This window comes from Nocardioides insulae DSM 17944 (assembly GCF_000422825.1).
GTDB classification, from domain to species: domain Bacteria; phylum Actinomycetota; class Actinomycetes; order Propionibacteriales; family Nocardioidaceae; genus Nocardioides; species Nocardioides insulae.
Window position 1 is genome coordinate 390,718 of record NZ_KE383929.1, and the last position, 12,231, is coordinate 402,948.

The following is a 12,231-nucleotide window of genomic DNA, read 5'->3' on the forward strand; positions in this document are numbered from 1 at the left end:
TGCGGTCAGAGCCGCAGCGACCAGGGGTCGGTGACGGTGGTGCTGACGCGGGTCTCCACCGTATCTCCCAGCGCCGCGCGCAGCTTCCTCTCCACTACGGGCAGCCAGGTCCACTCCGCGGCCCAGTGGGGTACGTCGATCAGCGCCGGGCCGTCCTTCTCCAGGAACTCCGCTGCCGGATGGTGACGAAGATCGCTGGTCACATAGACGTCGACGTCGCTCCCGGCCACCCGGTCGAGCAGGAAGTCACCGGCGCCGCCGCACAGGGCCACCCGGCGTACCTCCCGGTCGAGGTCGCCGCCGACCCGCAGGCCACCGGCCGTCTCGGGCAGGGCGACAGCCACCGCGGCCGCGAACTCCTGCAGCGTCATCCCCTCGGGGAGGGTGCCGATCCGCCCGGTGCCCTCGCTGGTCGAGGGCAGGTCGACCAGCTCGACCAGATCCCAGGCCGGTTCCTCATAGGGGTGGGCGGCCAGCATCGCCCGCACCACGGCGCTCCGGCGATGACGCGGCACGATCGCTTCGATCCGCTCCTCCTCCACGACCTCGAGCCGGCCGATCTCACCGAGGTGGGGCGTGGCACCTCGGAGGGGGCGGAAGCGCCCCTCCCCCCGGCCGGAGAACGACGCCGACTCGTAGTCGCCGATCCGTCCCGCGCCGGCCGCGGCGAGGGCATCGCGCACCGCCTGTGCGTGGGTGAGCGGGACGAAGACGGTCACCTTGTCCCGGGGGGTGTTCCCGATCGAGGGCAGCAGCGGCGTCACCTCGGTGAGGCCGAGCGCCTGGGCCATCGCCTCGGAGACCCCGCCGGCGGCCTGGTCGGCGTTGGTGTGCGCGGTCAGGAGCGCACAGTCGGCCCGGATCAGGGTGCTCAGCGTGCGCACCTTCGGCGAGGAGGCCGGGAAGTCGTGGACGGCCTTCAAGAACAGTGGATGGTGCACCACCAGCAGATCCGCGCCCCAGACCGCCGCCTCCTCGGCCACCGGGAAGGTCGGGTCGACCGCGAACATGATCCGCTCCACCTCCGCCGTGGGATCGCCCGCGACCAGCCCGACGACATCCCAGGAGTCGGCGGTGTGCGGCGGATACCAGGAGTCGAGCAGGGTCACGACGTCGGCGAGCAGCGGCATGGGATCACCCTAGGGTGATGCGCCCGGGACGTCCCCTGGGACCGGCGCCGGGGTGCAGACCCGGCATGCCGCCACGGCCGATGAGAGGTCTCTCATGATCGGCTCATCCCGACCACACCGGAATGCGGCACGATCGGGACATGACGACGCCGTGGAAGGTCATCCTCCCGCTCGCGCTGCTCCTGCCCCTGGGCGCCTATTTCATCGGCAGCTGGATCGGGAGCGAGCCCGACCCCGCCCCCCGGCCCGTCATCGAGATCACCTCCCCCGCAGCCGACACGGGCGCACCTGGTTCGCCGACCGCGTCGCGTTCGGCCGCACCGTCCGGGTCGCCCTCCCCTCCGGCGGACTCGCGCCCCGGGGACTCCGGGCCGGGCGGCTCCGCCACGAAGTCGGCTCGGCCCTCACCTCCGGCCGACACGGTCGTCCCGCCCACGCCGTACTCCGACGATGATGGGGACGACGATGACGACGGCGGAGACGACCACGGGGATGACGGCGGGGACGACTCGGACGATGGGGACGATGACGACGGGGACAACTGATCCGCAGCCGGCGGCAGCCGGCGGACCCAAGCGCGGACTCACCGTCCGGACGAGGATCGCCGCGACCATGGCCGTGATCGTCGCGGCGACCCTCATCGGCGCCGGGCTGATCGTCTACCTGGTCGAGGCCGACCGGATCGAGGCCAGTGTCCAGCAGGAGATGGAGCAGGAGCTGGATGAGTTCGCCAAGCTCCAGCAGGGGGTCGACCCCCAGACCGGTGAGGCCTGGACGGACGTCGACGCACTGCTGTTCACCTTCTTGCAGCGCAACGTGCCCGACGACGACGAGCTGCTGGTCGCCTGGGTCGGCAACGGCCCCGAGCACTGGTTCCCCGACGACGAACTGGTCCACGACCCGGCCTTCCTCGAGGCCGCCGAACCGCTGGTCGCCCAGGGTGGTACGACGCGCTTCGACAGCGACTGGGGGAAGATCGTGATGACCAGCCAGCCGGTCGCCCAGGGCGAGACCACCGGGGCGCTGCTGGTGGTCGGCTATCTGGACGAGGACCTCGCCGAACTCCAGACCACGATGCGCACCTATGCGGTGGTGGCGCTGCTGTGCCTGATCGTCGTGGTACTGGTCGCCTACCTGCAGTCCGGCTGGCTGCTGCGCCCGCTGCGCACCCTCCAGCAGACCGCCGAGGAGATCAGCGCGACCGACCTGTCCCGGCGCATCCCCGAGACCGGCAACGACGACCTCACCGCTCTGACCCACACCGTCAACGGCATGCTGGACCGGCTCGACACCTCCTTCCAGAGCCAGCGGCGCTTCCTCGACGACGCGGGCCACGAGCTACGCACCCCGCTCACCGTGATCAGCGGCCACCTCGAACTCCTCGACCCCCACGACCCCGCCGAGGTCCGCGCCACCCGCGACCTCGTGCTGGAGGAGGTCGACCGGATGAGCCGCCTGGTGCGCGACCTGATCCTGCTCACCAAGAGCGCCCGACCGGGCTTCCTCACCGTGGACGCGGTCGACGCGGCCGCGCTCACCCGCGGCGTCCTCACCAAGGCCACCGCGCTCGGGTCACGGTCCTGGGTGATCGACGAGGTGGCCCCCGTGGTCGTGCTGGCCGACTCGCAGCGGCTCACCCAGGCGATGCTGCAACTCACCGAGAACGCCGTGAAGCACACCACCGAGGGCGACACCATCGCCCTCGGGTCGGCCTACGGACGGGGTCGGCTCACCCTGTGGGTCCGTGACACGGGACCCGGCATCCCGGCCGCGCAGCGCGACCAGGTCTTCGAGCGGTTCGGGCGCGCGGACGTCCCGCACGGCGACGACGGCTTCGGCCTCGGCCTCTCCATCGTCCGCGCCATCGTGGCCGCGCACGGGGGCACCGTGCGGGTCGAGGAGGCCGACCCGCCGGGTGCACTCGTCGTACTCGACCTCCCTGCCCCCGAGGCGGGGCACGATCCGGGTCACCCCGACCCTCCCCGAAGCCCTGCCGGCCCCACCCGCAAGGAGCACCCATGGCCCACATCCTGATCGTCGAGGACGAGGCCAGGATCGCCTCCTTCGTCGCCAAGGGACTGCGCGCCGACGGTCACCAGGCCACCGTGGTCGACGACGGCCTCGTCGGCCTCGACCACGCGCTCAGCGGGAGTTACGACCTGATGGTCCTCGACATCGGGCTCCCCGGCCTGGACGGCTTCGAGGTGCTCGACCAGCTCCGCGGCCAGGGGTCGGTCCTGCCCGTCATCGTGCTCACCGCCCGGGACTCGGTCGAGGACACCGTCAGCGCCCTGGAGGGCGGCGCCGACGACTACATGCCCAAGCCGTTCCGGTACGCCGAGTTGCAGGCCCGGGTCCGACTCCGGCTGCGCCAACTGCAGCCTGCGGTCGGGGACGACGGGTCGGCCGACGTCCTGGAGGGTGGCGGGGTGCGGCTCGAGCTGCGCACCCGTCGGGTCAGCTCCGGTGGGCAACCGGTCGAGCTGTCCGCCCGGGAGTTCGCCCTCGCCGAGATCTTCTTGCGCAACGCCGGCCAGGTGCTCTCCCGCGAGCAACTGCTCGACCACGTCTGGGGCTTCGACTTCGACCCCGGTTCGAACGTGGTGGACGTCTATGTCGGCTACCTGCGCCGCAAGCTCGGCGCCCACACGATCGAGACCGTGCGGGGCATGGGCTACCGCTTCCGGTTCTGACGCTGACCCGCACCCGCGGCCGGCCCGCCGGGTCGGGTCAGCGGGCCCGCAGACCGCCGAGGCGGGCGCGGGGCAGCGCCTCCATCACGGGGGCGAGCAGTTCGGAGATCTGGTGCGGTGCCGGCCGGGCGGCAGGGTCGGCGTCCAGGGTGCTGACCAGGAGGTCCACGATCTGCGGCGGTGTCCGGTCGGGGAACTCGTAGGGCGGGTCGACCAGCTGGGGGTAGCGGCGGATTCGGTCCTCGGCGTCCGGATCGCCCTCGTCGAAGGGGCGGTATCCGGTGACCGCGTGATACACCGTGGCCCCCAGGCCCCAGACGTCGCTGGCGAAGTCGGGCACCTGCGGCCCGCCCGGGACGCACTGCTCGGGCGGCATGTAGGCGTCCGTGCCGATCTCGTAGGTCAGGGGGCGTGCGGCCTCGACCGGGCGTGCCACCGAGAGGTCGATCAGCCTGGCCGGGGCACCCATGATCACGTTGCTCGGCTTGATGTCCAGGTGCACCCAGCCGACATGCCGCAGGTAGTGCAGCACGCTGGCCAGGTCCATCGCGAGGGCGACGTACTGCTGCGGGGGCAACGGCCCCTGGCGTCGGATCAGGCTGGAGAGGCGCGGTCCGTCGACCTCCTCGAGCACCACGTGGGGCCGCTCCCCCTCCAGGTGGTGCCGCAGCCCTCGGACGACGCCCGGATGGTTGATGGTTGCCAGGGCCTCGACCTCCCTGCGGAGTCCGCGCAGGGAGGTGGCGTCACCGGCCTGCCCGGGGCGCACCACCTTGACCACCACCGGGGCATAGGTGATCTCGTCGAAGGCCAGATACGCCTCGTACGCCGAACCGCCCCCGAGCAGCCGCATCGCGGTCAACTCGGGGGTGATGGGGGCGCCGGCTTGAAAGCCCCACTCGTCCTCGGGTCGGGTCACCTGCGTCAGCCGCGGGTGTCGTTGCGGCTGCGGTCGTTGGTGGAGTTCTTCGACCAGTCCCGCTTGAGCTTGTTGTTCTTCCCGTCCCGCGTCATGTCCCGGGTCAGGTCGGCCCGGCTGCGGTCCCGGTCGCGGCTCACCTTGGTCTTACGGCTGTTGGTGGCGTCCGCGCGGGAGCGGCTCACCCCGGTCCGGTCGCGGCTGGTGCCGTTCTCCCGGCTCCGGGTGTCCTTGGTGCTCTTGGTTCGGTCGTTGGTGTCGTCCTCGTCGTCGTCGTCGACCGTCATGATCACGTCGACCGCGTCGTCGTCCCGCTTGAAGGCGAGGTCGCCCTCGGAGTCCGCGGACCCCGCCGCGCTGAGCGTCAACAGCCCCGCTCCGACCGCCAGTGCGGTGGCGACGGTGAGGCTCCTGAGTCCGACCTTGGTGATGGTGCGCATGGTGTTCCTTCCCCGGGCCCGGAGACCCCTCGCTGAACTGACGAGGACGACTCTGCCGATCCGGCGTGAGCCCACCATGAGTCGCAGATGAGACGCCTCTCATCTCGCGCGATCAGCCCCGCCCGGCACGGCGGCGGAGACACGCTCGCGCAGTGCCACCGCGGCAGCGTGGCGGGAGCCGCCGGTGCCACGCTTCTGTCTTCCGGCACGGCGGCGGAGACACGCTCGCGCAGTGCCACCAGCGGCACTCAATTCACCTGGCGGTCCATGCCCTCCCAGTACGGCGCCCGCAGCTTGAACTTCTGCAACTTGCCCGTGGCGGTGCGGGCCAGTTCGGTGCGGAACTCGATCACGGTGGGCGACTTGTAGCCGGCCAGGCGCTGCTTGCACCACCCGATCAGGTCCGCCTCGGTGGCCTCGGCTCCCTCGGCGAGGACGACGAGGGCCAGGATGGTCTCGCCCCACTTCTCACTGGGGACGCCGATCACGGCGACCTCGGCGACGGAGGGGTGGGAGAACAGGCAGTCCTCGACCTCGATGGAGGAGACGTTCTCGCCGCCGGTGATGATCACGTCCTTCTTGCGGTCGCTGATGGTGAGATAGCCGTCCTCCCCCAGCTCGCCGCCGTCCCCGGTGTGGAACCAGCCGTCGCGCAGGGCCCGTTCGGACTCTTCGGGCTGCTCCCAGTAGCCCTCGAGCACGACGTTCGACCGGGCCAGCACCTCGCCGCCGCCCTCCCCGGCGGCGTCCGACTCCTCGACGGCCAGGCTCACCCCGAGGGCCGGCGCACCGGCGCGGGTGAGTCGCTGGGCGCGTTCGAGGGGCTCCAGATCGTCCCACTCCTGGCGGGTGCGGTTGATGGTGAGCAGCGGGCTGGTCTCGGTGAGGCCGTAGATCTGGATGAACTCCCAGCCCAGTTCCTCCTCGACCCGTACGACGGTCTTGGTCGGCGGGGGCGCTCCGGCCATGATGATCCGCACCCGGTCGCGCCCGGGGATCTCGCCCTCCCAGGTCTGTGCGGCCTCCAGCACCGCCGCAGCCACGGCCGGCGCCGCGCACATGAAGGTCACGCCCTCATCCCGCACCCGGCGCAGGATCTCGGCGCCGTCCACCTTGCGGAGGATGACCTGCTTGATCCCGAGCCCGGTGGCGGCGAAGGGCATGCCCCATCCGTTGGCATGGAACTGGGGCAGGGTGTGCAGGTAGACGTCACGGTCGGTGAGGCCGGCGTGCAGCGCGAAGGTGACAGCGTTGGTCCAGATGTTGCGATGAGTGATCTGGACGCCCTTGGGCCGGGCGGTGGTGCCGGAGGTGTAGTTGATGGTCGCGGTGGCGTTCTCGTCGTGCTCCCACGGCTGCGGCTCGGCACCGATCGGTGCGAACATCTGCTCGTCCTCGCCGAGCACGAACCGGTGCTCCGCCCGCACCCCGGCCAGGGCCTGGTCGATCTCCGGGTCGACGTAGAGCACCCGGGCGCCGGAGTGCTCCACGATGTACTGCACCTCGTCGGGGCTCAGCCGGAAGTTGATCGGCACCAGCACCCGCCCGAAGCCCGAGACCCCGAAGAAGCTGGTCAGCAGCCGGGCACTGTTGTGGCTGACCACCGCCACCCGGTCCCCCGGTGCGATGCCGAGTTCGTCCAGCTTCGCCGCCTGGCGCCGGGCCAGGGCGCCGATCTCACGGTAGGTGAGCGAGCCGAGCGAGGGCGCCGGCTGGCCGGGCTCGTCGACGACGCCCACCCGGTCGCCGTACACCTGCACGGCTCGGTCGATGAAGTCGGTGACACTGAACGGGACGAACACGTCTTACCTCCCAGGCGATGGTGATGCGGCTCACTCTAATGATCCGACCCGGGCCCGCCTATCGCCTCCCCCTACCGACCTGGAGCGACCGGTGACCCCCCGACATCGTGCTGCCCTCAGCCCTCGACGTACACGCTCGCGCCCAGCTCGACGAACTGCCGTGACTTCGCCTTCATCCCGGCCTCGGCGCCGAAGCGGTCCCGGACGTCCTGGCTGATCCGCATCGAGCAGAACTTCGGGCCGCACATCGAGCAGAAGTGGGCGGTCTTGGCGTTCTCGGCGGGCAGCGTCTCGTCGTGGAACTGCTCGGCGGTCACCGGGTCCAGCGAGAGCGCGAACTGGTCGTGCCAGCGGAACTCGAAGCGGGCCTTGCTCAGTTCGTCGTCCCAGGCCCGAGCGCCCGGGTGTCCCTTGGCGACGTCGGCCGCGTGCGCGGCGAGCTTGTAGGTGATCACGCCGGTCTTGACGTCCTCGCGGTTGGGGAGGCCGAGGTGCTCCTTGGGGGTGACGTAGCAGAGCATCGCGGTGCCGTGCATCGCGATCGCCGCGGCACCGATCGCGGAGGTGATGTGGTCATATCCCGGCGCGATGTCGGTCGCCAGCGGGCCCAGGGTGTAGAAGGGTGCGCCGTGGCACCACTCCTGTTGGAGGCGGACGTTCTCCTCGACCAGGTTCAGCGGCACGTGCCCCGGTCCCTCCACCATCACCTGGACGTCGTGCTCCCACGCCCGCTCGGTGAGCTCGGCCAGTGTCCGGAGCTCGGCCAGCTGGGCCTCGTCGTTGGCGTCGGCGGTGCATCCGGGACGCAGCCCGTCGCCGAGGGAGAAGCTCACGTCGTAGCGCGCGAAGATCTCGCAGAGCTCGTCGAAGTGGGTGTAGAGGAAGTTCTCCTCGTGGTGGGCCAGGCACCAGCCGGCCATGATCGAGCCGCCGCGGGAGACGATGCCGGTGATCCGGTCGACGGTCAGTGGCACGTAGCGCAGCAGTACGCCGGCGTGGATGGTCATGTAGTCGACGCCCTGCTCGGCCTGCTCGACGACCGTGTCGCGGAAGATCTCCCAGGTGAGCCTGTCCGCCTCCCCGTCGACCTTCTCCAGCGCCTGGTAGATCGGCACCGTCCCGATCGGCACCGGGCTGTTGCGCAGGATCCACTCGCGGGTGGTGTGGATGTCCTGGCCGGTGGAGAGGTCCATCACCGTGTCGGCACCCCAGGTGACCGCGTGGGTGAGCTTGTCCACCTCCTCGCCGATGCTGCTGGTGACCGCGGAGTTGCCGATGTTGGCGTTGATCTTCACCAGGAAGCGACGACCGATGATCATCGGTTCGCTCTCCGGGTGGTTCAGGTTGACCGGGATGATCGCCCGACCGGCGGCGACCTCGCTGCGCACGAGTTCGACCTCGCAGCCCTCCCGGGCCGCGACGTACTCCATCTCGCGGGTCACCTGCCCCCGCCGGGCGTAGTGCATCTGGGTGACGCGCTCGCCACGGCGCGGTGGGCGGCGGTCTCCCTGCCACTCCTCGCGCGCGGTGCCACGGTGTACGGCGGACCGGCCGTTGTCCAGCAGGCGGGTCTCGCGTCCGGCGTACGTCGCGCTGTCGCCGCGCTCGACGATCCAGCCCTCGCGGAGCGGCGGCAGGCCGGTGGCCGGGTCGCTGCCCGGCCCGGTGGTGCAGTACCGGTCGAAGCTCTCGCCGTTGGTCAGTCTGACCCGGGTGGCAGGGACCCGCAGGTCGCCGCGCTCGATCCGGGTGTGGGCGGGGTGGATGGTCATCTCGCTCCTCGGAGGCTGGTGGTGGGAAGTCGGGTCCCGGCGACGGGACCGGTCGTGGTCAGATGGGCGATCGACCCGCGCCCTCGGCCGAGCCGCCAGTCCCGGCTGAGTCGCAGCTGGCGGGTGGTGAAGTCGGCGGAGGCCTCGACCGCCCCGGTGAGGGCGAGTCCATGGGCGAGGTGCGCGGCCAGGGCCGCGCTGAACGTGCAGCCGGTGCCGTGGTCGTGCTCGGTGTCGACCGCCGGGTGGGTGAGGGCGACCGGTTCCCGGCCCGGCTCGGCCAGCCAGTCACGGCACGGACCGTCGATGGCGGCGCCGTCGGGGCCGCCGGTCACCACCACCGCGGGCCCGAGTTCGCTGAGCCGTCCCGCAAGCTCGCGCGGCCCCGCGGTGGGATCGCCGGCCAGGGCCCTGGCCTCCTCCAGGTTGGGCGTGACCACGGTGCAGACCGGCAGCAGCGCCTCGACATAGGCACGGGCCACCTCGGCGTCGCCGAGCACCGCACCCGAGGTGGCCACCAGCACCGGATCGACCACGACGGAGGCCCCGCGAGAGGTTCCTTGGGAGGTGGCGAGCCCGGCCAGGCGGTGGCTCAACCACTCGACCACCTCGGCAGTGCCCAGCATGCCGGTCTTGACCGCCGCCACCGACAGGTCGCCGAGCACCGCCTCCCACTGCCGCTGGACCGACGCGGTCGGGACCGGGTGGACGTCGTGGACCCCGGTGGTGTCCTGGGCGGTGACGGCGGTGACGACGCAGCCGCCGTGCACGCCGAGTCCGGCGAAGGTGGCCAGGTCGGCGGCGACGCCGGCGGCACCCCCCGAGTCGGTGCCCGCGACGGTCAGGCAGACCGGCGGCGTCATCGGATCGCTCCGGCAGGGCAACGGCCGAGCAGCTCCGCGATCACCCGCGCCGGGTCGGCGGCGCGCATGACCGCGCCCATCACCGCCACCCCGTGGGCACCCTCGGCCAGGGCCTCGCCGATGTTCTCGGGGGTGATCCCGCCCAGGGCGTAGGCCGGCACCGGGAGTCCGGTGAAGGCGCCGTCAGGCAGCAGCGGTCCGTAGCCCGGCTTCGACGCGGTGGTGGCGTACGGGCCCAAGGTCACGTACGCCGCACCGTCGGCCGCCGCCCGCTCGGCCTCCGCCCGCGTGTGAGCGCTGCGTCCCAGGAGTCGCCCGGCCTCATCCCCGCACCCGGCGGTCGGCTGCTGGACCCCGTCCGCAGCCGGCAGGTCACGGTGGGCCGCGATCACGCGGACCCCGGTGGCCGCCAGATCGGCGGCCAGCGCCGCGCGGCGGTCGTGGGAGAGGTCCAGCTCGCGCAGGACGACATGGGTCAGGCCGGCCTGCCTGCACTCGGCGATGGTCCGGACCAGGCCCCGACCGAGCCGGAGCTGGGAACGGTCGGTGAGCAACAGGACGCGGGGCAGTCTCATGCCGGGACCCCCGCGATCCGCCCCGCCATCGGCGAGGATGCCCGGGCGGCGGTACGCCGAGGGATCCGGCCGGCCGCGCGGGCGGCGGCACCGGCCAGGACGGCGTACCTCATGGCCGCGGCCATCCCTACCGGGTCCTCCGCCCGGGTGATCGCCGTCGCCGCCAGCACGGCAGCACAGCCCAACTCCATCGCCAGCGCGGCGTCCGAGGCCGTGCCGACCCCGGCGTCCAGCACCACCGGCACCGAGACGGCGGCGACCACCGCCTCGATCGCGTGCGGGTTGAGCACCCCCAGGCCCGAGCCGATCGGCGAGCCCAACGGCATCACCGCGGCGCACCCCGCGTCCTCCAGGCGGCGGGCCAGCACCGGGTCGTCGGTGGAGTAGGGCAGCACGGTGAAGCCGCGGCGGACCAGTTCCTCGGCGGCCTCCGCCAGCGCGATCGCGTCGGGCCGCAGGGAGGTCTCGTCGCCGATCACCTCCAGCTTCACCCAATCGGTCCCGAGCGCCTCCCGGGCGAGTTCGGCGGTCAGGATCGCCTCGCGGGCGGACAGGCAACCGGCGGTGTTCGGCAGCACCGGTACGCCGGCGGTGGCCAGCCGGCCGAGCAGGCCTCCCTCCCCCTGACCGGAGGTCCGCCGGATCGACACGGTGACCAGGCCGGGGCGGGCGGCATCGAGCACCGGCTCCAGCAGGGAGAGCCGCGGGAGTCCGCCGGTGCCCAGCCAGAGCGCGTCCAACTCTCGTCCGGCGATGGTGAGGGTGCTCATCCGCCCTGCACCGCCGTCACGATCTCGACCGCCTCGCCCGGGCGCAGGACCCTGCGTTCCCACTCCCCCCGAGGCACGACGCTGCTGGCCACCGCCACCGCGACCCCCGCAGGGTGGCGGGTGCCGCGTGCCCGGTCCACCAGGTCCGCCACGGTCGCACCGTCGGGCAACTCCAGGGGGTCGCCGTTCACGGTCACCCGGAGCGGGAGGGTTCTGCTGGTTCGGCTCATGGTGTGTCTCCTTCGCTGATGCGTACTGAGAAGCGGCGTGGATCCAAGGCCGCCTCCACGTGGTCGTGGTCGAGGTGGTCGGCGACGAGCACGGCGGTGAGCGGCGCCAGCAGCACGCCGTGCCGGAAGTGCCCGGCCGCGAGCACGACACCGGGGGTGCCGGCCGGGCCCACCAGCGGCAGGTTGTCCGGCGTACCCGGCCGGTCGCGGGCGGTCGCCTCGACGAACTCGGCCCGTTCCAGCGCCGGCCACAGTTCCCGAGCGGCCGCCAGGAGCCGGAGCACGCCACCGGCGGTGACCGCCGCCGGCGCCTCGTGCTCCTCGGTGGTGGCGCCGACGACCACCTCGCCGTCCGCGCGCGGCACCAGGTAGACCTGCTCGCCCCGCACCCAGCCCCGCACCGTGTGGAGCGGCGGGTCCGTGCTCCGCACCCGGAGGATCTCGCCACGCACCCCGCGCACGCTCTCGACCAGCCCACCGGCCTCGGCCGGGAGCCTGGCCCCGGTGGCCAGCACGGTGGTCGCGGCCGCTCGCCCGGACGGCCTCGCCCGCACCGTCGTCCGGGCGAGTAGGGCGCGGAGAAGCGCGCGGGGGTCCACCGACCAGTCCTCGGGGAGCAGGACTCCCCCGGCCAAGCGCTCGCCGAGGCCGGGTTCGAGGTCGCGAAGCTCCCTCCGGTCCAGCGGCCGGGCCCGCCCGCTCCCATCGGCGAGGGCGAACTGCCGCTCGATCTCCTGGAGGTCACCGGAGTCCAGCCCGGCGAGCACCGTCCCGGCGGTGTGCAGCGACACCCCCAGCCGTCCGGCGTACGCCGGCCACAGGGCGAGGCTGCGTCGCCCGAGTCCGAGGATCTCGGGCTCTCCGTGCCAGACCTCCGCGTGCGGGCTCAGCATCCCCGCGGCGGCGTACGACGCGCCCGACCCGGGCGCCGGGTCGACCACCTCGACGTCGTACCCGCGCCGGGAGAGTTCCTCCGCGCAGGAGAGCCCGATGATGCCGGCCCCGAGGATCCGCACCAGGGGCGTCGTGGTCCGCAC

Annotated in this window: 13 protein-coding genes; 3 read left to right on the forward strand and 10 right to left on the reverse strand. The window is 72.3% G+C overall.

Features of this window, described 5'->3' with window-relative positions:
• Nucleotides 1-5 precede the first annotated feature (5 nt).
• On the reverse strand, nt 6-1,130 hold the full coding sequence (locus G515_RS0116370; RefSeq protein WP_028661019.1) for a Nif3-like dinuclear metal center hexameric protein: 1,125 nt from the start codon (nt 1,128-1,130) through the stop codon (nt 6-8).
• A gap of 140 nt (nt 1,131-1,270) precedes the next feature.
• Between G515_RS0116370 and G515_RS21945 the strand changes: the two genes are divergently transcribed.
• Genes G515_RS21945 through G515_RS0116385 form a run of 3 tightly spaced genes read left to right on the forward strand, consistent with a single transcriptional unit; the run spans nt 1,271 to nt 3,823 of the window.
• Nucleotides 1,271-1,675 carry a hypothetical protein gene (locus tag G515_RS21945; RefSeq protein ID WP_157571152.1) on the forward strand — a complete coding sequence of 135 codons (405 nt, stop codon included), beginning with the start codon at nt 1,271-1,273 and terminating at the stop codon, nt 1,673-1,675.
• The gene (locus G515_RS21950; RefSeq protein WP_245565444.1) at nt 1,656-3,164 is read left to right on the forward strand and encodes a sensor histidine kinase; all 1,509 of its coding nucleotides are present in this window, start codon (nt 1,656-1,658) and stop codon (nt 3,162-3,164) included. The genes G515_RS21945 and G515_RS21950 overlap by 20 nt, the downstream gene beginning before the upstream one ends.
• Nucleotides 3,149-3,823 (forward strand): response regulator transcription factor, encoded by a 675-nt coding sequence (locus tag G515_RS0116385; RefSeq protein WP_028661020.1) that lies wholly within the window; start codon nt 3,149-3,151, stop codon nt 3,821-3,823. Before G515_RS21950 ends, G515_RS0116385 begins: the two co-directional genes overlap by 16 nt.
• A 37-nt stretch (nt 3,824-3,860) precedes the next feature.
• Here G515_RS0116385 and G515_RS0116390 read toward each other — a convergent pair whose 3' ends face one another.
• The 9 genes from G515_RS0116390 to G515_RS21965 form a co-directional block, all read right to left on the reverse strand.
• Nucleotides 3,861-4,742: a serine/threonine-protein kinase gene (locus G515_RS0116390; RefSeq protein ID WP_036555899.1), complete on the reverse strand. Its 882-nt coding sequence runs from the start codon at nt 4,740-4,742 to the stop codon at nt 3,861-3,863.
• Nucleotides 4,743-4,747: 5 nt separating this feature from the next.
• Nucleotides 4,748-5,182 (reverse strand): hypothetical protein, encoded by a 435-nt coding sequence (locus tag G515_RS0116395; RefSeq protein ID WP_028661022.1) that lies wholly within the window; start codon nt 5,180-5,182, stop codon nt 4,748-4,750.
• A 248-nt stretch (nt 5,183-5,430) separates the two neighbouring features.
• Nucleotides 5,431-6,984, reverse strand: a complete 1,554-nt coding sequence (locus tag G515_RS0116400; RefSeq protein ID WP_028661023.1) for an AMP-binding protein — start codon at nt 6,982-6,984, stop codon at nt 5,431-5,433.
• A 116-nt stretch (nt 6,985-7,100) separates the two neighbouring features.
• Complete coding sequence (thiC, locus tag G515_RS0116405) at nt 7,101-8,756, reverse strand: phosphomethylpyrimidine synthase ThiC (protein ID WP_028661024.1); 1,656 nt, start codon at nt 8,754-8,756, stop codon at nt 7,101-7,103.
• Complete coding sequence (gene thiD / locus G515_RS21955; RefSeq protein ID WP_051218493.1) at nt 8,753-9,619, reverse strand: bifunctional hydroxymethylpyrimidine kinase/phosphomethylpyrimidine kinase; 867 nt, start codon at nt 9,617-9,619, stop codon at nt 8,753-8,755. Before thiD ends, thiC begins: the two co-directional genes overlap by 4 nt.
• Complete coding sequence (locus tag G515_RS21960) at nt 9,616-10,194, reverse strand: thiamine phosphate synthase (protein WP_036555900.1); 579 nt, start codon at nt 10,192-10,194, stop codon at nt 9,616-9,618. Before G515_RS21960 ends, thiD begins: the two co-directional genes overlap by 4 nt.
• Nucleotides 10,191-10,964 (reverse strand): beta/alpha barrel domain-containing protein, encoded by a 774-nt coding sequence (locus G515_RS0116420; protein WP_028661025.1) that lies wholly within the window; start codon nt 10,962-10,964, stop codon nt 10,191-10,193. The genes G515_RS21960 and G515_RS0116420 overlap by 4 nt, the downstream gene beginning before the upstream one ends.
• Entirely contained in the window at nt 10,961-11,194 is a 234-nt protein-coding gene (gene thiS / locus G515_RS0116425) for a sulfur carrier protein ThiS (RefSeq protein ID WP_028661026.1), read from the reverse strand. Before thiS ends, G515_RS0116420 begins: the two co-directional genes overlap by 4 nt.
• Nucleotides 11,191-12,231 carry an FAD-dependent oxidoreductase gene (locus G515_RS21965; RefSeq protein WP_211221064.1) on the reverse strand — a complete coding sequence of 347 codons (1,041 nt, stop codon included), beginning with the start codon at nt 12,229-12,231 and terminating at the stop codon, nt 11,191-11,193. The genes thiS and G515_RS21965 overlap by 4 nt, the downstream gene beginning before the upstream one ends.